Genomic DNA, 23,634 nt, shown 5'->3' on the forward strand with positions numbered 1-23,634 from the left:
GTTACTCATAAAACTCCGAATCTTCGGCCTCGCCAAAGCCTGCGCCCCAGAAATAGGGCTCCTCTGTTTCTCGCTCCAGCGAGCCCATGGCTGCCCCGACGAGCTGCGCCGCATTGGCAACCTGAATATCTTCCGGAACCCTTTGTCCGTCAGTGATATAGCTGATGGGCAATGAATTCTGGATACACACGTTAATCACTTCGCCCAGATTCAGACTTTCATCCAATTTGGTAAGTATGCAGCCGCTTAATGGAATACGCCGGAAATGGTCAACCGCCTCCTGCATCACCCGACGCTGGGAAGTTGCCGACATCACCAGATAACTGCGGATCCGCACCTTGGCATTCTTGACCAAGGTATCGAGCTGCTCGGTCAGGCGGATATCCCGCTGGCCAACCCCGGCCGTATCGATAAGTACCAGCCGACGGTGGCGGAACTGATAAAGGGCATTGGCCAGCTCTTCGGCATCACGCACCTGCCGTACCGGGCAACCCATGATGCGGCCATAGGTCTGCAGCTGTTCATGGGCACCAATCCGGTAGTTGTCGGTGGTGATCAGCGCCACCTGCTCGGCGCCATACTTCATGGCGAAACGGGCAGCCAGCTTGGCGATGGTAGTGGTTTTGCCCACCCCGGTCGGGCCAAGCAGCGCAACCGCGCCGCCCTGACGCATGATCTCGTCCTCACTGATCTTGAGCTGGGCCGTCAGCACCTCGGCCAACTGGGCCATCGCCTGATGGATGGATATATCTTCGGGGATCAGTCCCGCAAGTTGATCGGCAAACGCATCATCAAAGCCCAGTTTCTTGAGCTCCTTGATCAACAGGGCCCGCATCGGTTCGCGGCGCTCCACCTCTTGCCACATCAGTCCGGAGATCTGGTGCTCCAGCAATTTGCGGATGCTGGCCATCTCCTTGCGCATCCCTTCCATCTCCTGATCCCGCTGGGCAGGTTGAGGGGGGCGCTGGCCGGACGCAACCCGGGCCTTGGGCTTGGCAGGCTCCGGGGCTCCGCCCCACTGCCCCTGCTCGGCCAATGTTCTGGGCGCTGCATTGGCAGCGGCCAGCCCGGCCGATTGGGTATTGCCCATTGGCGCCCCATTGCCCGGCTTGAGCTTCTGCTGGCGCGCCAGCAAGGCGGCCAGGGTATCGGCATAATGTTCGTTCTGCTCCTTCGCCGGCGTCGGCTCGGGGCGGATCATCTGCCGTGCAGCAGACGAAATATTGACGCTCTCATCGTTCAGCTGACGGCGAACCGGCGCATCTTTGGGCCCCGGAACCTGGGATTGATAATCGACTGCTGCGACTATCTCTACCCCTCCGGTGACCTTCTTGTTGGACATGATGACGGCATCCGGCCCGAGAGTCTCCTTGACCTCGGCCAGAGCCGTTCGCATATCCTTGGCAAAAAACCGCTTAATCTTCACCCGTCGTCTCCGCTAACTAGTTCTGCCCTACCGCACTGACGATGCGGATCTGCTTGTCGTCGGGCACTTCCTGATAAGACAGAACGCGCAATCCAGGAATGGCATTCTTGACAAATTTCGCAAGGGTATTGCGCAAGATCCCCGATGTCAGAAGCACGGCCGGTTGGCCTTCCAATTCTTGTCGTTGAGTGGCTTCCACCAGCGAACGCTGCATCCGCTCAGCCAGACCCGGTTCAATACCGGCACCATCACCGCCACCTGCCTGCAGGGATTGATGCAATATACGTTCCAATTCCGGCGCCAAGGTAATCACCGGCAGCTCGGGATCGGGGCCTGCAATCTCCTGTACAATCAGGCGACGCAGGGCAATCCGGCAAGCGGCCGTGAGCACTTCCGGATCCGGACTGCGCGGCGCGTATTCAACCAGGGTCTGCAGGATAGTGCGCATATCGCGGATTGGCACGCCTTCATTGAGCAAATTCTGCAATACCTTCACAAGGTTACCCATGCTGATCACTTCCGGTACCAGGCCTTCGACCAGCTTGCTCTGATGTTTGCCAATCATGTCGAGCAGTTGTTGTACCTCGTCATGGCCCAGCAGCAGAGCCGCATGGTTGGTCAGGATCTGGCTCAGATGGGTAGCCACCACGGTCGCGGTATCCACCACCGTATACCCCAGCGTCTGTGCCTGAGAGACCATCTCCTTGGCAACCCAGACCGCTTCCAGCCCGAAGGCGGGATCCCGGGTCGCTATCCCCTGGATCTGGCCGAACACCTGCCCCGGATTGATGGCCATCTCCTTATCATGGTAGACATTGGCCTCGCCGGTACTGACCCCCATCAAGGTGATGCGGTATTGATTTGGCGCCAGATCCAGGTTGTCGCGAATGTGGACGGCCGGGACCAGAAAGCCCAGCTCTTGCGAGAGTTTCTTGCGCACCCCTTTGATCCGGTTGAGCAGTTCGCCACCCTGATTGCGATCCACCAGCGGGATCAGCTGATAACCCACTTCCAGCCCGATGATGTCCACCGGCATCACATCGTCCCAGCTCAGCTCTTTCTGCTCATGAGGTTGTTCGGCTGTGGCAGGCAGCAGCTCGCCCTTGGCCGCTTTGGCGGCTGCCAGCTTCTCGCGGCGCAGCAACCACCAAGCGCCGGCAGCGGCGAGAGCCCCCAGACTCAGGAAGGCGAAATGCGGCATCCCCGGCACCAGTCCCATCATCAGCAGAATCCCGGCCGAGATGATCAGCGCCTTTGGATTGTCAAACAGTTGACCTAGCACCGCAGTTCCCATGTCCTGATCGGTATTCTGACGGGTCACTATGATGGCGGCGGCGATGGAGAGCAGCAGGGAGGGGATCTGCGCCACCAGACCGTCACCGATGGCCAACAGGGTATAGATCTCGGCCGATTCGCTGAAGGTCAGCTGGTGCTGCATCATCCCGATGATGAAGCCGCCGATGATGTTGATAAAGAGGATCATGATGCCCGCAATGGCATCCCCTTTGACAAACTTGGAGGCACCATCCATGGAGCCGTAGAAGTCGGCTTCCTGGGTCACGTCCTGACGACGCTTCTTAGCCTCTTCCTGATTGATGAGACCGGCGTTCAAATCGGCATCGATGGCCATCTGTTTGCCCGGCATCGCATCAAGGGTAAAACGGGCACTCACTTCTGCGATCCGCCCGGCACCCTTGGTAATGACCACAAAGTTGATGATCATCAGGATGGTGAAAACGATGATGCCGACCGCATAGTTGCCGCCGATCACCACGTTACCAAACGCCTCGATCACATGGCCGGCCGCCGCACTACCATTATGACCTTCCAGTAACACCACCCGGGTCGAGGCAACGTTCAACGCCAACCGCAGCAAGGTAGCGAGCAGCAGTACGGTCGGGAAGGCTGCAAATTCGAGGGGGCGGCGGGTATAGACGGATACCAGCAGCACCACGATGGAGAGGGCAATGTTAAAGGAGAAGAGCACGTCCAGCATCAGCGGCTGGATGGGTAACACCACCATGCCGAGCGCGGCCAATACCAGCAGAGGGGTGCCAAGGCCTTTGCCCAAAACTCCCCGGTACTCTTTGAACTGGCCCAATACTGCCTTGAATTCCATCGCGCTTCTCAATTTCAACCTGCTGGTGCCAGATTAAAGCAAACATCAAGCCAACAATGCAAGGCATTGAAATGCAATGGATTTATTTTGACTACGTCAGAACTTTGTCATTTTCGATATTCGGTCGGAATGGGCAGATCTTTAGCCAGCGGCTGGGGACGGCGCCCCTGACCACGGCGGAATTTCTTGAGCTGGAAGACATAAGCGAGCACCTGGGCAACCGCCGCAAACAGCCCTTCCGGGATCTCGTGGCCCAGCTCGGTTGAGTGGTAAATAGCCCGGGTCAAAGCCGGTGACGGCATGATGGGGATCTCGTACTCTCTGGCGATCTCCCTGATCTTCATTGCAATTTCATCGGTGCCCTTGGCCACGACCTTGGGCGCGGCACCGGGTTTGCCCGCATCATACTTGAGCGCTACCGAGTAATGGGTCGGGTTGGTGATCACCACATCGGCCTTGGGAACATCCCCCATCATCCGGCGCATCGCCATCTGCATCTGCAACTGACGGATCTTGCCCTTTACCTCGGGCTTGCCTTCGCTGTCCTTGAACTCGTCCTTGACCTCCTGTTTGGTCATCTTGAGCTGACGCATGTGGTTCCACTGCTGGAACGGCACGTCGATGGCAACGATGGGAAGCAGGGCGCAGCAGAGGATGATCAACATCCAGAGAAACAACTCCAGCGCATCGATAATGCCGCCGGGGAAGCCCTCCATGGAGAGGTTGAGCAGATGATTGAACTGACTGGATAACATCCACCAGGCAAACAGGGTGATGAACACCACTTTGGCGATGGATTTAACCAGCTCGATCAGCGACTGCACCCCGAACATTCGCTTGAGGCCGCTGAGCGGGCTCAGCTTGCTCATCTTGGGCATCATGGCTTCGGTGGAGAAGTTCATCCCCCCCATCAGGGTGTTGCCGATAAAAGCGGCAATCGCCACCAGTGCAAACAAGAGTCCCAGCGGAAGCACCAGTTCCCCCAGCAGCGCCGGCACCATAGCGATCATGGCATTGGGATCGAAAGCCTGCTCCCTGTCCAGAGTAAAGCCCATGGTGACTACCTTGATCATGGCTGTCGCCAGCGAGCCCTTGAGCATCAGCAGGCCAAATACCGCCGAGAGCAGAACACTGGCGGTCCCCAGCTCTTTTGAACGTGCAATCTGCCCTTTTTCACGGGCCTGTTGCAGTCGTTTGCCCGTGGGTTGTTCGGTACGTTCCTGGTCGGTATCAGCCATGAGCGCCCCCGAAGCACTGGGTGTTGATCAGCTCGCAGCTAACCTCCTGCACCCGCTCCCACATGATGTCGAAGTGACCGAGGAACCCGCCGATAGTGAGCCAGAGGATGAGCAGACCCGACATCATACTGACCGCAAAACCGATACTGAAAATGTTGAGCTGCGGCGCCGCCCGGGTCATGACACCAAAGGCGAAGTTGATTAGGAGCAAGGCGACGATGGCTGAGAGCGACATCACCAAAGCAGCCTGATACATCACACCCAGAAACGCACTCAGGGTTTTCATGGATGAAACCGAGAGGCCGTGCTCGGAGACAGGCAGTGTCTCGAAACTAAGAATGACCAGCCGCAGCATCACCAGATGACCATCCAGCGCCAGAAACACCAAGGTCGCCAGCATCAGATAAAACTGACCCACCACGGGGGCAGACTGGCCATTCATCGGGTCCACCAGGGTGGCAAAACCCAGACTGGTCTGCATAGCGATGACCTGACCGGCCATCACGAAGCTCTCCATCAGAAACTGGGTCATCAGGCCGAGGGCAATTCCGATCAGCAACTGCTGGCCCAATACCAGAAAGCTGCCGACCGAGAAGAGTTCAATGAAAGGCATTTTCGGAAGCAACGGAGCAATCAGAAAGGTGATGGCCAAAGCCAGCCCCATCCGTACCCGCGCAGGAGCGAGGCGGCTGCCGAACACCGCCATCACCATCAGCAGACTGCTCACCCGCGCCAGCGGCCAGAGGATGGAAGACAACCACTCCATGATCAGAGCGGTTGTGTAGGTCATCCCACCACCTCGGGGATTTGATTGACCATCAGTATGAAGAAGTCCATCAGACTCTGCATTCCCCAGTGAGCACCAATTCCCAAGGCCAGCAGGGTCACGATAAGACGGGGCAGAAAGCTCAGGGTCTGTTCGTTGATGGAGGTGGCCGCCTGAAAGATGGCTACCACCAGTCCGATAGCGAGGCTGGGCAGGATCACGGCGCTGACCATGATATTGACCAGCCAGAGCGCCTCGCGAAAGACGTCGACAAAGGTTTCAGGACTCATGTTCGGGCTCCTTGCGCTCGACCGGCTAACCGGCACCCAGTCCGAAACTGTTGGCCAGCGACCCCAGAATGAGGTTCCAGCCATCCACCATCACAAACAGCATCAGCTTGAAAGGCAGCGAGACAATCATCGGCGAGAGCATCATCATCCCCATCGCCATCAGAATACTGGCGACCACCAGATCGATGACCAGAAATGGCAAGAACAGCATAAAACCAATCTGGAAGGCGGTTTTCAGCTCGCTGGTGACAAACGCCGGGATCAGCACCCGTAGCGGCACATCGGCCGGTTTCTCCACCTGCACGTTGGCGATCTCCATAAAGGTGTTGAGATCCTTGATCCGGGTCTGGGCCAACATGAACTGGTGGATGGGCAACTCGGCCCGCTCCAGCGCCTCTTTTGCCTGAATGGTTTCGGCCAGATAGGGCTGCAGCGCCTCATCATTGATGCGATCCAGCACCGGCGACATGATGAAAAACGACATGAACAGGGCAATGCCGATCAACACCTGGTTGGAGGGACTCTGTTGCAGACCGATCGCCTGGCGCAAGATACCCAGCACCACTATGATGCGGGTAAACGAGGTCATCATGATCACCATGGCCGGCAAGAAGGAGAGCGCGGTCATCAGCGCCAGCACTTGCAGGGTCAGGCTGTACTCCTGAGAGCCATCCCCCATGGTCTTGACGGTCACCGCCGACATGGCGTCCTGTGCCAGCGCTGGCCAGGAGCAAAACAGTGGTATCAGCAGGCTGACCAACAGCCCCGTTTTCAGCCATAAGCCGTTAGCTTTTTTCATGCTTGCCCATCAATTTGCCAAGCTGCTGGGAAAACGCCTGCGGCTGGTTTTCGTCCAGCGGCTCCTCCAGCCGGTAGAGAAAGTTGACCTGCTGCGGTGTTACGCCGACCAGCAACTGCTGTTCGCCCACCTTGACCACCAGCAGCTTCTCTTTGTAACCCACCGGCAACGAGGCGATGACCCGCATCTGGTCGCCCCCCATGGCGGTCGCCAGCTTGCTCTTCTTGAGCAGAAAGCCCAGCACCAGAATGAGACCAATCACCATCAGACTGGAGAGCAACCAGGAGCTCAGACTAGGCACGTTGGCAGATGCCGCTGTCTCGGCAAAGGCCGGAACAGGCAGCAATAACAACAGGAGGCGCATCATTTGAGCTTCTTGATCCGTTCAATCTGGCTGATGACGTCAGTCAGGCGGATACCGAACTTGTCGTTCACCACAACCACCTCGCCGTGAGCGATCAGGGTACCGTTGACCAATACGTCCAGCGGCTCGCCTGCAACCCGATCCAGCTCCACCACCGAGCCCTGGTTCAGCTGCAACAGGTTGCGGATGCTGATCTGGCTGCGGCCCACCTCCATGGCGATAGTGACCGGAATATCGAGAATGGTGTCGAGCTTGCGACGCTCCTCGGCACTGATGGGGGCATCATCTTTCAACTCTTCCAGCGGGGCTGGCTTGGCTTCCGCCGTCACCTGCTCCTCCAGAGCCGCAGCCCAGGCATCAGCCATCAGATCCTCTTCCTCAGTTCCGCTCATCTTGTTTCCTTATGCTACTTCGTGACCGTTTACCGTAATAAACCGTCAATTATCGCTGTTGATCTTCGATACTGCGCTCGAGCTCTTCCAGCTCGGCCTCGCCATCAATTCGTACCCCGCCCCGGGTCACCAGATGCATCTCCGTCTTGACCCCTTCCGGACGTTTGAGCTTGTCGGTGATCTTGAGCGCCACATTATCCTTGGTGCGGCCCATCTTGGCGTGGAAAGTGGGCAAGTCCTCCACAAAAACCAGCAGATTTTCCGGCATATCGACCGGAATGATATCGCCGGGTCGCAGCTCCATCAGTTCACGCAGGGTGAGTTCGGTCTCCAGCAGCTTGGCCCGCAGCTCCACCTTGACGTCCATGATTTCGTCACGCAGCGCCTTGCTCCAACGTACATCGGTATCCCCCTTGTCACTCTGCACACCGGCGTCCAGCAGCTCGCGAATCGGTTCCAGCATGGAATAAGGCATCGCCACGTGGAAGTCGCCGCCGCCACCATCGAGCTCGATGTGGAACGAGCTGACCACGATCACCTCGGTCGGGCTGACGATGTTGGCCATTGCCGGGTTCACTTCGGAGTCGAGATACTCGAACCCCACATCCATCACTGGCGCCCAGGCATCCTTGTAATCCTCAAACACCAGTTTGAGCAGCATCTGGATAATGCGCCGTTCGGTCGGGGTAAATTCGCGCCCTTCAATCTTGGCGTGATAACGGCCATCGCCACCGAAGAAGTTCTCCACTAGGATGAAGACCAGTCGGGCCTCCATGGTGATGAGCGCCGTCCCCTTGAGCGGGCGGAAGCGCACCATGTTGAGACTGGTCGGCACAAACAGGGTATGAACATACTCGCCAAACTTGAGCATCTGCACGCCGTTGATCGAGACCTCGGCGGTACGACGCATCATGTTGAACAGACTGATCCGCATATGGCGGGCGAAACGTTCATTCACCAGCTCCAGCGTCGGCATGCGACCACGGACGATGCGGTCCTGGGAGGAGAAGTCAAACTGGGCTACGCCGGGGTCTCCAGCGCCGCCTATCTCTTCCTCTTCGACATCATCGACACCGTGCAAGAGGGCATCAATTTCGTCCTGACTTAACAGATCGCTCACGCTTCACCTACTGCATTACAAAGCCGGTAAACAGCACTTGTTCGATAACGGGGGAAGAGACCAGGTCCTTGAGCACCCTACGGCACTCTTCCAGTGAATCCTTGCGCAGCTTCTCCTTGCCTTCGAAGGTCATCAGCTGTTCGGCACTGGCTGCACTGAATACCCGCAACAAGGTGCCTTCAATCAGGGGGATATTCTGTTTGGCCAGCGTCTCGTCGGCGGTACCGCGCACCATCAGCTGGATCTTGATCTGCACCAGTCGATCTCGCTGGGCACCTGCGACGTTGAAGACAAAGGGGCGCGGCATACCGACATAGAGGGAAGGTTTAGGCGCTTCCTCCTTGGGTGCGGCCTCGGCACCTTCCGCCGCTTCAGCGGGCGGTTTATCGGAGCCGGAGAGCATCAGGAAGGCGCCAGCACCACCACCGCCCAGCAAAATTACCGCCAAGGCAATGATAATGATCAGCTTCTTTTTCTTGCCCGCAGCCGGGTCTTTTAGCGTCAACTCGTTATCGTCAGCCATCCCTTATCCACCCTAGTCTCAAACTTGTTCGATATCATAAACTTACTCGGGATTGCATCAAGCATAGAAATCAATTCCGGAACCGTTTGTCGATTCCACCAGCAAACTGGGGTTGGATGTGGTGAGATCCCCTTCAACCAGCCCGTTACCGGACCGCGGCTGACCACTACTCTGACCTTGCTGCCCCTGCCCGTTAAAGGTGGGCTGGCCCTGTTGTTGCGACTGCTGCTGCACCTGCGTCTGACCAAGCTGGATCCCCTGCCCTGCCAGCATGTCACGCAGCCGGGGCATCGCCTGCTCCAGCATCTCGCGGGTCTGTCCATGTTGTACCACAAAATGGACGTTGGCCTGGCTGTCGGCCCCCATCTGGATCTGGATCTTCATCTTGCCAAGGCCGAGGGGGTCGAGCTGAATTTCCGCCTGTTGCAGTTTTTCGGCCAGCATCACATTGACCTTCTGGTGCAATTCGGCAGGCGCTTCCTGACTGGCCAGTTTCAAATGAGGTAAATTCTGCGACTCACGGCGCAACGTCGTCTCAGCGGCGGGCGCCCGGCTATCGGCTACCTGTGGCTGAGTCTGGCTGTTCTGGCTATGCTGAACGGTCTGGCTCGCGCTGCTCTCACTGCTAGATGTCGTCGCAACCAGGCTCTTCTCCGCCTCACCGGCCTTCGGTTTTACCTCAAGCGAAACCGCTTTGCGCACCTCGTCGGTGCCGGTCACTTCCATCTGCTTGATGCCGGCTGAAATAGTCGACAGCGGCGCTTGCGGCCCCTGAGATTCAGCCTGTGCCAACACCTGCTGCGGCGCCACCATCACGGGGGCGGCAGCACTATCGGTCGGAGCCGTCGCATTTGTCGTTACGCTGCTCTGGGCTGCGGCACTTTGCGCCGTCGTCACGTGCGCCGAACCTTGATTAGCGGCGGTGGCTTGCTGCTGGCTACCCTCGGCGGCCCCCTTTTCTGCCCCCTTGCCAGCTACCCCACTTCCATCCGCAGTTGCTGAGGTGGTTGCAGCGCCAGCTTCAGGCTGCTTGAGCCCCTCGCTGAAGGCCTTGAGCGCAGCCCCCTGAGTCGCGGCTTGCGTCGCCTGCCCCTTGTTAGTCAAAACATTACCGGCGACGAGATCGGATTTGCTGTCGCCAGTCTCTTTGGTTGCAAGAGACTCCACGGATTTGGCGGTGCTTGCCGACTCATCGACCGGCAGCACCTTGGCCAGCAGGGCCATTCGCTCTGCCCCCGTTAGGGGCTTGGTGTGCTTGCCATCAGCCCCGAGGGTTTCGCCCTTGGCAGAGGCTTTCTCCCCGGCCTGCCCATCCGCAATAGTGGCGACATCTTCACCTTCAGAGGAGAGAACGGCAGCAGAGGCATCGCCCTGCGCCACCACTCGCGCCGCTGAGGACGATACGGTGGTTTCTGAAGTCGAATTGGCGGTCGTCGCCAGCGGCGACTGCGCCCCGGTCTGACCGGCAAGCTGGCTGGCAATTCTGGCAGCGGCAGGAGTCTGCTCGCTTTCATCAAGCGCAATCCCCTCCAGCTCACCCTCTTGCGGCAACGGATTGCCGTCTACCACAGTGGCGCTCTGTTGGGCTGCTACCGCCAGCTGGGGTGTCACTAGCGAGGTATCGAGCTTGAGGGAGTCTTGCAGACGCAGCAGAAAGTCGGTGGCAGGGACCTCCTCCACCTTGTTGTCGGCGTCAGAAGCCTGCTCCTTGCCGGTCTCCTCTTTGGGAGAGGCGCTCTCGGTCGCCAAAGATTTGGCTGATCGGACATGGTTACCGCCCTGAGTGGCCTCGGCGGCGCCCTGTTCGCTGTTCCGGGCCTTGGCAATCAGGGTGGCGAAATCCCCCTTACTGTCGCTGCCGGTCCCACCATCGATGCTTTTGCTCTCGACGGAACCGCTCAGAGGCGCTTTATCCAACCCGTTGGCCGCAGCCGAAGGCGTTTGTGTCAACAGTGTCTGCATCATGATGGGATCCCTGAATTCTGGTGGCCCCCAAAGAGATGGCCACCGACAATGTCCATATCAAAGCAAGTTACAGGCCAGATTGATGAAAACGTCGCAACATGGCGTACTCATCCAGCATCTTCTGCTCCTGACGCTGGGCTTTCTGCTGCTCGCGGCTCGCCTGCTTCTCCAGCAACAGCTCTACCGCCTTGCGCCGCTGCTGGGCCGCCAGCCACTCTTCACGGCGTTGTTCCAGCGCCTGACGCACCTGCAACACCCCTTCGTACTGCTGGGTCGCTGCCTGTTCGAGCTTGTTGATAAAGGCGTGATACTGGGTGTTTTGCTGAGGTGAAATCCCCTGCAGGCCGCGATCGGTCCACTGCTGGTGATAGATCTGGCGGTACTGGTTGAGGGCATTTTGCTGATCCATAAACAGCTTGAGATCCTGCTGCGCCTTCACCAGCGCCAGCGCACACTGCTGCTCCGCCTCCACCAGCCGATCGGCCAACAATACCAACCCTTTACTCATCGTCGACCTCTCTGTTACCGACCATCATCAGCGCATCAATGGCATCGCCACCATCTGCAAGGCTTGCAGGCCATCATCGTAGTGAATGACCTCGCGCATCCCCTGCTGCAAGAACTGATCCAGATAGGGTTTTTGAATGATGGCGCGGTCAATACGCGGATCGGAACCCTGACTGTAGGCGCCGATGGTGATGAGATCCCGGTTCTGCTGATAGAGGGAGTAGAACTGCTTGAGGGTGCGCGCCAAATCCATATGTTCCGGCGAGGTCACCATGGGCATGACCCGGCTGATGGACTTCTCGATGTCGATAGCCGGATAGTGGCCCGCATCGGCCAGCTCGCGCGACAGCACTATGTGGCCATCGAGGATCGCCCGCGCCGCATCGGCAATGGGATCTTGCAGGTCATCCCCCTCGGTCAGGACGGTGAAGAAGGCGGTTATGGAGCCCTGGCCGTCACTGCCGTTACCCGCCCGCTCCACCAGCGCCGGTAATTTGGCAAATACCGAGGGAGGATAGCCCTTGGTCGCCGGCGGCTCGCCCACCGCCAGCGCGATCTCACGCTGGGCCTGAGCGTAACGGGTGAGGGAGTCCATCAAGAGCAGCACATTGAGCCCCTGATCGCGGAAATACTCGGCGATGGCCAGCGCCGTTTCACACCCCTTTAGCCGCATCAGCGGCGAGGCATCGGCGGGAGCCGCTACCACCACGGAGCGGGCACGGCCCTCCTCTCCCAGAATGTCTTCAATAAACTCTTTCACTTCCCGGCCCCGTTCACCGATGAGGCCGACCACCACCACATCCGCCACCGAGCCGCGGGTCATCATGCCCAGCAGCACCGATTTACCGACACCGGAACCGGCAAACAACCCCATCCGCTGGCCCTGACCGACCGTCAGCACGGCGTTGATGGCGCGCACCCCCACGTCCATCGGCTGATGGATCGGGCGGCGAGAGAGCGGGTTGATGCGGTGCTGGGCAAACTGCACGGTCTGGGAGGAGAGAATGGGGCCGAGGCCATCGAGTGGCTGACCAATGCCGTCGATGACCCGACCAAGCAGGTTCATCCCGACCGGAATGCCGTGCTCTTCGGTAATGGGCACCACTCGGGCACCGGGGATCACCCCCTTGAGCTGCTCGCTCGGCATCAGATAGAGGCGATCGCCAGAAAAACCGACCACTTCAGCCTCCAGCATCCCATCAAGGGTATCGATGCGGCAGAGAGCACCGATGGCGGCGCGGCAGCCAATGGCTTCGAGGGTCAGCCCCACCACCCGGGTCAATTTGCCGGCGACCGGCGGTTTGGGGGCGCTGTCGCGTACCTTGTACCCTTGCAACCGGTTCAGTAGCGAGCCGCTCATCTGGCCTCCTGAGAGCTAAAAAGTGCAGCCGGACAGCAACGTCCGGCATCGGTTATGGGCGTGAGTCCTGCGAAGCCGGTTTCTGCGACGCATTGTCCCGCAAGAAGTTGCGCAGCAACTGATCGATGCGCCCGGAGAGGGTCAGATCGATGCTGGAGAGCTCGGTAGCCAGTTGCAGATCGCCGGGGGAGAGAGTGGGATCGCTCTGCAATCGCCAGTGGCGCTTGGCGCACTCGTCGGCGCCAAATGCCTGCTCGATTCGCGCGATATCGTCGGGATGCAACATCAGAGTCACCCCCTGTTCGGCGGCAGGCAGCAAGGCCAGCCCCTCTTTAAGCGCCTCCAGCAGAATGCGGGGGGAGGTCTCCGCTTCGTGACGAATAAGCGCGCGGGCCAGTTGCATCACCAGCGAGACCAGCTGCTGCTCCACCGCCTGATCCAGCTCGTTAAGCGGATTGGCAAGGCGGGCGGCGAGCCCCTGCCAGTGAGCGATCTCCTGCTCTACCAGCTCGCGGCCCATGGCCAGCCCCTCCTCGCGCCCCTGTTCGAGACCGGCAGAATGACCCTGTTGCAATCCTTCCAGCTTGCCCTCTTCCATACCCTTGGCATAACCGGACTCGCGCCCCTCGGCCATCCCCTCTTCCCAGGCGGCCTGACGGATCGCTTCAAGCTCTTCGGCTGTGATGCTGGGGGTCGGCTCCTGTTCGGGCTCCGGCTCCACCACCTCCTCTTCCTGCTGATACCAGTCAGGGGCCAGGCCAAGAGCATTGGTAGGCGCTCCCGCCTCTACCTCGACCTCCATCTCGGGCCAGCCCCAGGTCTCTACCCGGGCATCATCGCCGTCGGGGCGCACATAACCACGCAGTTTGTTGTTCATGCTTTGCGCGGCTCCTTACCACTGCCTGATGCGGGCTTGGCATCGCAATTCTGTTTATGGGCCATGGCTTAGAGGAACTCCTCGCCGCCACCGGCACCCAGCATGATTTCGCCAGCATCCGCCAGACGACGGGCGATGGAGAGGATCTCTTTCTGGGCCGCTTCCACTTCGGAGACCCGGATCGGCCCCATGGCCTCCAGATCGTCTGCCAGCATTTCGGCCGCCCGTTTGGACATGTTCTTGAAGATCTTCTCGCGCATCTGATCGTCGGAACCCTTGAGGGCGCGTTGCAGCAGATCCCCCGGCACTTCCCGCAGCATGGTCTGGATGCCACGGTCGTCCACATCGATAAGGTTCTCGAACACGAACATCAAATCCTGGATCTGCTGGCTCATCTCCTCGCGACTCGCGGATGGAGTCCATCAGCTGACCTTCGATGTTGGTGTCGAGGTAGTTCATGATGTTGGCTGCAGCCTTCAGGCCGCCCATCTTGGCTGCCTGGGCACCGGCCGCACCGGCGAACTGTTTCTCCATGATGTCGTTCAGCTCTTGCAGCGCCGCCGGTTGTACCTCTTCCAGGTTGGCGATACGCATCACCAGATCGAGGCGCACCTGCTCGGGGAACTGGCTCAGGATCTCGGCTGACTGCTCCGGCTCCAGATAGGAGAGCACGATAGTCTGGATCTGCGGGTGTTCGTTCTGGATGATGCTGGCCACCTGACGGGCATCCATCCACTTGAGCGAATCGAGACCGCGGGCGCCGGAACCGAGAATGATCTGGTCCACCAGATTGCTCGCCTTGTCCTCGCCAAGGGCCGCCACCAACGCCTTGCGCACGAAGTCTTCACTGCCGATACCGATGTTGGTGTACTTCTGGATATCGTCGATGAATTGACGGTGCACCGCCGCCACCCGATCGTGACTGAAGTCGGACATGGAGGCCATCGACATACCGAGCCGCTGCACCTGCTTGGGCTCGAGATGACGGAAGATCTGGGCGGCATCCTCTTCATTGAGGCTGAGCATCAGCACCGCAGCCATCTCCATCCCCGACATCTGGTCGAGGATCTGGCGCTGACTGTCGGTGATGTCATTGCCGGTGACTTGACTCTTCTTTTCTTCAGGCATCTTTGTTCGTTACCCATTCTTTAATGACCTGAGCGGCCAGATCCGGCTCGTTCGCCACCAGCGCACGTACCGCCTTGAGCAAGTCTTCGTCACGGTGCAGATCCGGCAGTTTCAGCTGACCATCGCGTACACCAAATACCTGATCGTTCTCGACTTGTGCTGACAGCAGACTCAACTCGTCGTCGCCACCCAGTACGGTGTGGTTGTCGAAATCCACTTCCCCTTCCGGTTTGGCATCCGGATAGAGCAGTCGCTTGAGCATGGGGCGAACCACGGTGACGATCAAGACGATGATCACCAGTACCGAGGCGGCAATCCGCACCGCACGCCAGAACCAGGGCTGATCGTAGAGCGGCACCTCGGCCACGGTATCAAGCTCTGGGCGATTGAACGGAATCGCGACCACCTCAAGGGTATCACCACGGGTCACATCAAAGCCAAGGCCACCGCTCAGCAAACGACGCAATGTATCGAGTTCTGCCTGGGTGCGCGCCTCACGGGTCACGGCCCCGTCGGCACCGGGCACCGCTTTGTAATCCACGGCAACCGAGACGGTCATGCGGCGAATGCCTCCCATCTGGCGACGGGTATGGCTGACGGTGGTATCCAGCTCGAAGTTGCGGGTCGCCTCTTTGCGGGAACGGCCCGAAGCAGCAGCGCTGGCACCATCACCACCGGTCGCCTCCTCGGGAATATTGGAGGCGGCAGGGGGCTGGTTGGAGAGTGCACCAGGCACACCACCGTTGCTGCCGCTGGCGCTGTTCTCTTCCATGGTCATCTCGGAGCGCACAGCAGGCAAGTCAGGGTTGTAAGTCTTGCGGGTCTGCTCCTGCTGGGAGAAGTCGAGGGAGAGATCCACTTCCGCCGTATAGTTGTCGGCCCCCAGCACCGGGATCAGGATGGCGTCAATTTTTTGTTTGTACTCCAGCTCCTGCTTCTGCTGCATGGCAAACTCTTTGCGAGTCTGGGCCGAGATCGGGTCTTGCGAGCCGGAGTTGAGCAGGCGGCCATTCTGGTCGGTGACGGTGACGCGGGTCGGCTCGAGACCGTGCACGGCAGAGGCAACCATATCGACAATGGAGTCCACCTCCCCCTGCCCCAGCGCCGCTCCTTTCAGGTTGAGCACCACGGTGGCACTGGGTTTGCGTTCGTTGCGGGCAAACACGTTGTCTTTCGGGATAGCCAGCAGCACCTGGGCCTTGGCCACATTCTGGAACTGCTCGATGGCGCTCGCCAGCTGGCGCTCGCGGCTCAGCTTCAGACGTTCACTCTCCATCCGCTGGCTGACGCCGAAACTGGAATCTTTGAGCAGGATATCTTCACCACCGATGCTGCTATCGGTGGCATTGGCAAGACCGGCACGGGTCAGGGCCAGCTGGATATTGGGGTAGCTTTCGGCGTTGACCAGCACGCTCTTACCATCCACTTCATAGGGGATCTTCTGCTGATCGAGGAAATCGAGAGTCTTCACCAGCTCCTGGGTGGTGTAGGTGCCGAGGGGACGCATGTCCGGCTCCTTGCCCCACAGCAGGATAAACACCGCAATGGCCAGACAGATGGCAAGCCCCAGGATCAGGGTGATTTGCCGCAGCACATCGGTGTTGGACAGGAAGCCCAGCGCCGAACTCTTCTGCTCATTTTCATCGAGGGCGGCGGTGCCCTCATCGTTTATCAGCAGATCGCCGTTTTGGTCAGTAGCCACGATTTATGTCCTTATTGCTGACATGTTCATGATGTTCAGTCGTCATGGTTTATTGGCGTCGCTTATACCGGCATGTTCATGATGGTCTTGTAGGCATCGACCATCTTGTTGCGCACCTGTACCGTGGCTTCAAAGGCGATGGAGGATTTTTGGCCCGCGATCATCACCTCGGCCAGATCCACCGACTTGTCACCCATATCGAAACGGGTACGCAGGTCATTGGCGGCCCCTTGCAGCTCGTTGACGTTGCCAAGCGCCTGTTGCAGCAGCTGACCAAAGTCGGAGGTTACCTGACGACCGGGTTGTGCCAGCGGCGTTGCGCCTGCTTCGATCTTGAGCGCCTGCATCTCTTGCATCAGGCTGCTTGCACTAATTTCCATTTTCCATCCCCAGACAAATCATTGACGCTGGCATGCAACAAGCAATTAGAGTGCCAATGAGTTAAAAGCGCGATGCAGATGAGTGGCCAGACCAGGTTGGGCGGGTTCGACAACGGCAGGTGGCTCTGATTAAATCCGACTCTGACGCCCACTTTTGCTGGCTGGCAAGGAGTCCGCTCTGGATTATCGCAAACCCGTGTTCAAGGCGATGGACTACATCAGCCACCATCTGGATGACAATCCGGGCCTGGATGAGGTCGCAGCGGCGGCGGCCATCTCCACCTTCCACTTCCACCGTATTTTCAAAACGATGGTCGGCGAAACCATTGCCGGATTTACCCGGCGCCTGCGTATGGAGCGCGCAGCCCGTCGCTTGCTCGCCTCTCCCCAGAGCGATATCACCACCCTCGCACTGGCCGCCGGGTTCTCCAGCTCGCAGAATTTCGCCAAGGCCTTTCGCCTGCACTTCGCCATGAGCCCCTCGGAATACCGCCAGCAGCAGGGGGGAAACTGGAAAAGCAAGATTGGAAACGATCCCCTTCCCTTTGACACCTATGATGGCCTGGTCATGCACCCGGTCACCGAACACCCGGGTCTGTTGCAGGGGGCAAGCGTCAGGCTGATGCCCGCCCGGCGCGTGGCGTACATGCGCCGCCTGGGCCCCTATGGCAAAGAGACCTGTGAGCAAGCTCATCGGGATTTGCTCGCGCTGTTCGCCTCAGACGAGGCGATGACACCGGCTGGTACCCTGAGTCTCTATTGGGATATCCCCGATATCACCGATGAGACCCGTTGCCGTACTGACATCTGCATCGAGCTGGGGCCAGAGATCCCCGCTGGGCGCCAGTTAACCACCCAGACCATCGCCGCGGGCCCCTATGCGGTTTGTCAGTTTATCGCTCGCGGCGATCAACTGGTTGCCTGCTGGGAAACGGCGTTTCGCTGGGTAGTGGGCCAAGGGCTGAACTGCGACGATCGCCCGTGTTACGAGCAATACCACGCAGGCACGGACCCCGACCGGGAGCATTACGTGTTTGATATCTGTATCCCGCTGATCAACCGATAAGCCGATACCTCATTTCCATTTACCCACTTCGGTGCCTTCGGGCACCGAAGCGACGGAGTCATGCCCATGAATATCAAAACGCTGTTTCTCGCCAGCCTGCTGGTAACGCTTCCCGCTGCCGCCAATGCCCAGTCACAGAGCCAGACACTGATCTTTGGCGGCACCATCTACAGTGGTGATCCGGCGAACCCTCACCCGGAAGCGGTCGGCATTGAAGGTAAAAAGATCGTGGCAGTCGGCAGCTATCAGGAGGTCAGTGCCCGCCTCGGCAACCATGCCAAGCGTCTTGATCTGAAAGGAAAGTACCTGATGCCGGGGCTCATCGACAGCCATGTTCATGCGGCATTTGCCGGTTTTCAGGGGATGACGGTTAACTTTCCTGACGCCATGAGTGAGGTTGAGCAGGTGCAGCAATTTCTGACCCGCAGCAAGGATGATCCCCGCCTGACACTGGGCGATGTAGAGCTATACAGCAATGTCTCCCTCGACTACTGGCATCAGCTTCCCCTGCTCGATCAGGTGTTCAATGGCCCGCAATACCGGCAGATCCCGGTAGTGCTTGCCGGTTCGGATGCCCACACCGGTTGGGCCAATCAGGCCATGCTGCGCAAGGCTGGCATTGATGCCGACACCCTTGACGGTCGTTATGCTCCGCTGAAAGGCAATTTTGGCCTCACCCCATCCGGCAAGCTCAATGGCTTTGCCTCGGAAGGCGGCTGGGATGCCATCCTCAAGGCGCTGCCCCCCGTCAGCGACGAGACGATTGCCAGTGCCATCATGACTGCCGCCAAACAACTCAATCAGGTGGGCATTACCGCCTGGATGGACCCTATCAGCAACATTCGCCCCCTTGCCCCCATCTTCAACGCCGAGCCGGATCGCCGCGATACCGGCCTGCTGCCGGCGTACAGCATGCTCTCCCGGGAAGACAAACTGACCGGACATGTATCCGCACTGGCACTGGTGGGGATCCACGCATCACCCGCCATCATTGATGACGTATTGGCGCTGCAACAGCAGTTTCAAGATGCCCCGGACGTTAAACTGGTGGGGATCAAGATCCTGCAAGATGGTGTCATCGAGTATCCATCCCAGACCGCCAAGTTGAGCGATCCCTACCTCAACCGTCCCGGTTACAGCGGCAAGAACGATCTGGACAAGCAGCGTTTCAACGAGCTGATCCGCACCGCGGATGCCCATCAACTTATCGCTCACTTTCATGCCATCGGCGATCGGGCCGTCCGAGAATCCCTCGATGCCATCGCCTATGCCCGGGCCCACAATCGGGATCACCGCCTGCTGCACAGCATCACCCATCTGGAGGTAGTGAGCCCGGCCAGTATTGCCCGCTTCAAACCGCTTAATGTGGCCGCATCGATGCAACTGTTGTGGGCCGGGAAAAACGTGGCGACCACCCTGCTGCTTGATGGAAAAGTGCCCCCGGCACTGCTAGCCCGCCTCTATCCGGCAGGCAGCTTGCTGCAAAGCGGCGCCATTATCGCCGGCGCCAGTGACTGGCCGGTCTCCAGCCCCAACCCTTTCCTCGCCATGTATACCGCGATCACCCGCCAAGGTGAGCTTGGCTTGCTGCCCCCCGCCAGCGAGCAGATCAGCCGTCAGGCCATCTTGCAGGCCTATACCCTCAACGCCGCCAAGGTGATTGGGCGGGAGAAGGAGATTGGCTCCATCAGCGCGGGCAAGAGTGCTGACCTTATCTTGCTGGATCGCAATCTGGAACAGGTAGCAAGCGAAGAGCTCAAGGAGACCAAGGTGCTCTGGACCATGTTCAAGGGCAAGCAGGTCTATTCAGCCCACTGACACCGAGAGAACAAACAGGCCCGCACTGCGGGCCTGTTGGCGAGATCACGACAAGCGCATGGCGTGCAGTGAGCAACCGATAACGGCGGGATTAGCGGCTCGTTTCAGTCAAGTCCTTGTCAATCCAGTATTTGGAACCGGAGATATTGGCATCGAGCAGCAGGCCCTTCTCGCCAATCTGGTAGATCGCCATGCCGCCATTGTATTTGGCAGTCAGCTCGGCGCTCTCCTTGCCGGCCACCACACCCACTTCGGAGGTGGCCTCCCACCCCTGAGTCACGAAGGCATCGAATCTGGCCTTGTCTTCAAACAGGATCACCTGCTGATAGAACTTGCCGCCAATCCCGGCCGCCAGACCTGCGCCAAACATCTTCATATAGGTGTGCTTGCCGGTTTTGCGATTGACTGCCACCCCGGCCCCCTGATTGGTATGCAGCATCAGGGAGAACTTGCGCGAATCGAACACTGCATAGCCATAAGCCTTGTCAAACAACAACTTGGCTGATGGCTGCTCGTTGAACAACCGGATCAGCGCAGTGTCGGCCATGGTATTGAGCGCGATCCTCGCCTCTTTCGCCGTCTTGGGGTTGAGCATCTCGTTGAGCTCCTTGTCGGCTGCCTTCAGCCACTCCTTACCGGTCGCGATGCTCTTGTCGGTCCAGACCCCGGCGGTATTGAACGCCTCTTCACCCCATGCAGAGATGGAAGCCCAGCTCTTCTTGGAGAAATCGCTGAGATCCTGCCACACCTCCTTGCTGGTCTCGCTCACTGCCGCTCCCAGATCGGACGCTGCGGCCTTGAGCTTGGCCCAGTCGGCATAACAGGGTGAGAAGGCCAGACTCAGTGACAGGGCCAGCAACCAGTTACGCTTGTTCATTTTTTCACTCCCGTATTGTCGAGTGTCTGGGTTACCTGGGGCGATCACCTACAACAGGCTACCCGCTGAAAATCACTCCCGCATTATCGGAAGGGGAATCCGGTTAAGCAATCATTGAGTCCTGTTTATACCGCCACAGCCCGACTGCGGTTAACAAAAAGGCTGCTCATCAAAGAGGAGCAGCCTTGTTAAGCACAGTAAAACCGGACGGGCTTATTCGACCATCATCACCTTGCAGGTGTTGGTACTACCCACGGTTTCCATCTTGTCACCGTGCGTCAGCAGCACCATGTCTCCGCTCTGCAGCAGCCCCTTCTCCTTGAGCACGGCCAGCGCGTCGCGGCACACTTCGTAGACCGGTTTGGTCTCGTCACCGTCAAACATCACCGGAGTGACGCCGCGGTAGAGATTGGTCCAGGCCAGGGTCTTGTTGTGGGGAGACATGGCGAAGATCGGCAGACCGGAACTGATACGGGACATCAGCAGCGGGGTGGTACCGGATTCGGTCAGTGCCACGATCGCCTTGACCCCTTCCAGGTGGTTGGCCGCATACATGGTGGACATTGCCACCGCCTCTTCTACCGAGGTGAAGGTGTAGCTCATGCGGTGGTTGGAGACGTTCAGGCTCGGGTGCTTCTCGGCACCGACACAGACGCTTGCCATGGAGGTCACGGTCTCGATGGGGAACTGACCGGCGGCAGTCTCGGCGGAGAGCATCACCGCATCGGTACCATCCAGCACGGCGTTGGCCACGTCCATGACCTCTGCACGAGTCGGCAGCGGCGCGTTGATCATCGACTCCATCATCTGGGTAGCGGTGATCACCACGCGGTTCAGGCGACGGGAGTGGCGGATCAGCTTCTTCTGTACGCCAACCAGCTCGGGGTCACCGATCTCGACACCCAGATCGCCACGGGCGACCATCACAGCATCGGAACCGAGGATGATGTCTTCCATCGCCTCATCGGTGGCGACGGTTTCGGCGCGCTCAACCTTGGCCACGATCTTGGCATTGGAACCGGCTTCGCGGGCCAGCTCGCGGGCATAACGCAGGTCATCACCACAACGGGGGAAGGAGACAGCCAGATAGTCCACATTCATGCGGGCAGCGGTCTTGATGTCTTCCTTGTCTTTCTCGGTCAGGGCCGGAGCGGAGAGACCGCCCCCTTTCTTGTTGATGCCCTTGTTGTTGGAGAGCGGCCCGGCCACGGTCACCGTGGTGTGAATGCGGGTGCCTTCAACCTGCTCGACCTTCAGCTGTACACGGCCATCGTCCAGCAGCAGGATGTCGCCCTGTACCACATCGTCTGGCAGGCTCTTGTAGTCGATACCGACCTGCTCCTGACAACCTTCACCCTTGCCGAGTGCCGCGTCGAGAATGAACTTGTCACCGATGGCCAGATAGATTTTGCCATCCTTGAAAGTGGAAACACGGATTTTCGGGCCTTGCAGATCACCCATGATGGCGACGTGACGACCGAGCTTGGCAGCAATGTCACGCACCTGATTGGCGCGCAGGATATGGTCTTCAGCAGTGCCGTGAGAGAAGTTCATCCGCACCATGTCGGCCCCGGCGCGGATGATCCCTTCGAGGATCCCTTCGCGGTCGGTAGCCGGACCGAGTGTGGTTACAATCTTTGTACGTCTAGGCATGAAAGACTCCAATATGAAGTTGATATGACTTGAGATTCTGCCCCATCAAGCCCATGGCTCGATGCACCCGTTTACAAACCATCTGGGTGGTTTTTGTTATTAAATTACAATACTACACCAAGGCGGGTGGCATAGACAGTCGGGGGCCTGAGCCCCCGACGGTTCAGGAAGAGTGCGGGGTTTCGAAGCGGGATTCGCGCAATCCCTCTTTTACTTTCTTCAGATTTTCGCGAAATTTCATCCCCCGGCGCAGGGTAAAACCGGTCGCCAGCACATCCACCAGCGCCAGCTGGGCGATGCGGGATGCCATCGGCATATAGACATCGGTATCTTCCGGCACATCCATGGAGAGCACCAGATTGCACTCGCGGGCCAGCGGGGAGTCCTTGGCGGTCATGCCGATCACGGTGGCGTCGTTCTCGCGGGCCAGCGCGGCGATCTCGACCAGTGCCTTGGTGCGGCCGGTGTGGGAGATGAGCACCACCACATCCCCTTCGCTGCTGTTGATGCAGCTCATGCGCATCATGACGATATCGTCAAAGCTCACTACCGGAATGTTGAAGCGAAAGAATTTGTTCTGGGCATCGCGGGCAACGGCGGAGGAGGCGCCAAGGCCGAAGAAGCTGATCTTCTTGGACTGGGTCAGGATATCGACGCAGCGGTTGATGGCAGAGATATCCAGGCTGTTTTTGGCGGCATCCAGACAGGCCATGGTGGATTCGAAGATCTTGGCGGTGTAGGTATCAGGCCCATCTTCCGCTTCCACATGACGATTTACGTAAGGGGTGCCATTGGCCAGGCTCTGGGCCAGATGGAGTTTGAAATCAGGAAAGCCCTTGGTATCGAGACGGCGGCAAAAGCGGTTGACGGTCGGTTCACTGACGTCGGCCATCTTGGCCAGAGCGGCGATGCTGGAGTGGATGGCGGTCTGGGGAGACGCCAGGATCACCTCGGCAACCTTGCGTTCTGATTTACTGAAACTTTCCAAGTTGTTCGTAATTTTATCAAGGGTATTCATCATCACCACCAGGCGTTTTTGTAATTTAGCTTCAGTGTCTTTGCACTCAATCTACGGCTAAGCAAGTTTCCATTCAAGCTAAGGACTATACAAGACAAGCGGTTATGGCAACTAACGCCTGCCATACAAAGTATGACTCATCTCTAATTATTTCGTACTTTTCGTTACAAAACGTCACCTTGCCATGAAAGCGCTTACAAATGTTGCAAAGCAACAACACTGTGAGCAGGCGCACGTTTGTATCGA

The 23,634-nt window shown here is 58.7% G+C and carries 21 protein-coding genes and 1 pseudogene; 2 read left to right on the top strand and 20 right to left on the bottom strand.

Features of this window, described 5'->3' with window-relative positions; translation table 11 throughout:
• Position 1: 1 nt before the first annotated feature.
• The 17 genes and pseudogenes from flhF to fliE all read right to left on the bottom strand — a co-directional run bounded on the left by flhF (position 2) and on the right by fliE (position 16,956).
• Positions 2–1,426 carry a flagellar biosynthesis protein FlhF gene (gene flhF, locus ACTG2B_RS15230; protein ID WP_439996293.1) on the bottom strand — a complete coding sequence of 475 codons (1,425 nt, stop codon included), beginning with the start codon at positions 1,424–1,426 and terminating at the stop codon, positions 2–4.
• 16 nt (positions 1,427–1,442) lie between these two features.
• Positions 1,443–3,545, bottom strand: coding sequence for a flagellar biosynthesis protein FlhA (flhA, locus tag ACTG2B_RS15235; protein ID WP_439996295.1), 2,103 nt, complete (start codon positions 3,543–3,545; stop codon positions 1,443–1,445).
• Between the two features lie 107 nt (positions 3,546–3,652).
• A complete protein-coding gene (gene flhB, locus ACTG2B_RS15240) occupies positions 3,653–4,783 on the bottom strand; it encodes a flagellar biosynthesis protein FlhB (RefSeq protein WP_005334720.1) in 1,131 nt (376 codons plus the stop codon).
• On the bottom strand, positions 4,776–5,573 hold the full coding sequence (gene fliR / locus ACTG2B_RS15245) for a flagellar biosynthetic protein FliR (RefSeq protein WP_421310669.1): 798 nt from the start codon (positions 5,571–5,573) through the stop codon (positions 4,776–4,778). Before fliR ends, flhB begins: the two co-directional genes overlap by 8 nt.
• Positions 5,570–5,839: a flagellar biosynthesis protein FliQ gene (gene fliQ, locus ACTG2B_RS15250; protein ID WP_005334727.1), complete on the bottom strand. Its 270-nt coding sequence runs from the start codon at positions 5,837–5,839 to the stop codon at positions 5,570–5,572. Before fliQ ends, fliR begins: the two co-directional genes overlap by 4 nt.
• 25 nt (positions 5,840–5,864) lie before the next feature.
• Positions 5,865–6,638: a flagellar type III secretion system pore protein FliP gene (fliP, locus tag ACTG2B_RS15255; protein ID WP_005334729.1), complete on the bottom strand. Its 774-nt coding sequence runs from the start codon at positions 6,636–6,638 to the stop codon at positions 5,865–5,867.
• On the bottom strand, positions 6,625–7,005 hold the full coding sequence (gene fliO, locus ACTG2B_RS15260) for a flagellar biosynthetic protein FliO (RefSeq protein WP_374810114.1): 381 nt from the start codon (positions 7,003–7,005) through the stop codon (positions 6,625–6,627). The genes fliP and fliO overlap by 14 nt, the downstream gene beginning before the upstream one ends.
• Complete coding sequence (fliN, locus tag ACTG2B_RS15265) at positions 7,002–7,394, bottom strand: flagellar motor switch protein FliN (RefSeq protein ID WP_005298791.1); 393 nt, start codon at positions 7,392–7,394, stop codon at positions 7,002–7,004. The genes fliO and fliN overlap by 4 nt, the downstream gene beginning before the upstream one ends.
• A 49-nt stretch (positions 7,395–7,443) precedes the next feature.
• Positions 7,444–8,514: a flagellar motor switch protein FliM gene (gene fliM / locus ACTG2B_RS15270; protein ID WP_005334736.1), complete on the bottom strand. Its 1,071-nt coding sequence runs from the start codon at positions 8,512–8,514 to the stop codon at positions 7,444–7,446.
• Between the two features lie 7 nt (positions 8,515–8,521).
• On the bottom strand, positions 8,522–9,037 hold the full coding sequence (gene fliL / locus ACTG2B_RS15275; protein ID WP_005334744.1) for a flagellar basal body-associated protein FliL: 516 nt from the start codon (positions 9,035–9,037) through the stop codon (positions 8,522–8,524).
• Between the two features lie 57 nt (positions 9,038–9,094).
• Positions 9,095–11,002, bottom strand: a complete 1,908-nt coding sequence (locus ACTG2B_RS15280; RefSeq protein WP_439996298.1) for a flagellar hook-length control protein FliK — start codon at positions 11,000–11,002, stop codon at positions 9,095–9,097.
• Between the two features lie 67 nt (positions 11,003–11,069).
• Entirely contained in the window at positions 11,070–11,510 is a 441-nt protein-coding gene (gene fliJ, locus ACTG2B_RS15285) for a flagellar export protein FliJ (RefSeq protein WP_005334746.1), read from the bottom strand.
• A 27-nt stretch (positions 11,511–11,537) separates the two neighbouring features.
• Positions 11,538–12,869: a flagellar protein export ATPase FliI gene (fliI, locus tag ACTG2B_RS15290; RefSeq protein ID WP_279505523.1), complete on the bottom strand. Its 1,332-nt coding sequence runs from the start codon at positions 12,867–12,869 to the stop codon at positions 11,538–11,540.
• A 52-nt stretch (positions 12,870–12,921) separates the two neighbouring features.
• Positions 12,922–13,746, bottom strand: a complete 825-nt coding sequence (gene fliH, locus ACTG2B_RS15295; protein WP_439996300.1) for a flagellar assembly protein FliH — start codon at positions 13,744–13,746, stop codon at positions 12,922–12,924.
• A gap of 68 nt (positions 13,747–13,814) precedes the next feature.
• Positions 13,815–14,874 (bottom strand): annotated as a pseudogene (fliG, locus tag ACTG2B_RS15300) (flagellar motor switch protein FliG).
• Positions 14,867–16,576, bottom strand: coding sequence for a flagellar basal-body MS-ring/collar protein FliF (gene fliF, locus ACTG2B_RS15305; RefSeq protein ID WP_181281569.1), 1,710 nt, complete (start codon positions 16,574–16,576; stop codon positions 14,867–14,869). The pseudogene fliG and the gene fliF overlap by 8 nt, the downstream one beginning before the upstream one ends.
• A gap of 62 nt (positions 16,577–16,638) precedes the next feature.
• Entirely contained in the window at positions 16,639–16,956 is a 318-nt protein-coding gene (fliE, locus tag ACTG2B_RS15310; protein WP_005362062.1) for a flagellar hook-basal body complex protein FliE, read from the bottom strand.
• Positions 16,957–17,110: 154 nt separating this feature from the next.
• Between fliE and ACTG2B_RS15315 the strand changes: the two genes are divergently transcribed.
• Both ACTG2B_RS15315 and ACTG2B_RS15320 read left to right on the top strand, forming a co-directional pair.
• Positions 17,111–18,022, top strand: a complete 912-nt coding sequence (locus ACTG2B_RS15315; RefSeq protein ID WP_439996302.1) for an AraC family transcriptional regulator — start codon at positions 17,111–17,113, stop codon at positions 18,020–18,022.
• 66 nt (positions 18,023–18,088) lie between these two features.
• Complete coding sequence (locus tag ACTG2B_RS15320) at positions 18,089–19,840, top strand: amidohydrolase (RefSeq protein WP_439996304.1); 1,752 nt, start codon at positions 18,089–18,091, stop codon at positions 19,838–19,840.
• A 91-nt stretch (positions 19,841–19,931) separates the two neighbouring features.
• Here the strand turns inward: ACTG2B_RS15320 and befA are convergent, their stop codons facing one another.
• From befA to ACTG2B_RS15335, 3 genes are all read right to left on the bottom strand, one after another.
• Positions 19,932–20,717, bottom strand: coding sequence for a beta cell expansion factor BefA (gene befA, locus ACTG2B_RS15325; RefSeq protein WP_439996306.1), 786 nt, complete (start codon positions 20,715–20,717; stop codon positions 19,932–19,934).
• Between the two features lie 213 nt (positions 20,718–20,930).
• Complete coding sequence (pyk, locus tag ACTG2B_RS15330) at positions 20,931–22,370, bottom strand: pyruvate kinase (RefSeq protein WP_005362071.1); 1,440 nt, start codon at positions 22,368–22,370, stop codon at positions 20,931–20,933.
• A 163-nt stretch (positions 22,371–22,533) separates the two neighbouring features.
• Positions 22,534–23,388, bottom strand: coding sequence for a MurR/RpiR family transcriptional regulator (locus ACTG2B_RS15335; RefSeq protein ID WP_005334759.1), 855 nt, complete (start codon positions 23,386–23,388; stop codon positions 22,534–22,536).
• Between the last annotated feature and the right edge of the window lie 246 nt (positions 23,389–23,634).

The organism is Aeromonas sp. 30P (assembly GCF_051919805.1).
GTDB lineage: Bacteria > Pseudomonadota > Gammaproteobacteria > Enterobacterales > Aeromonadaceae > Aeromonas > Aeromonas veronii.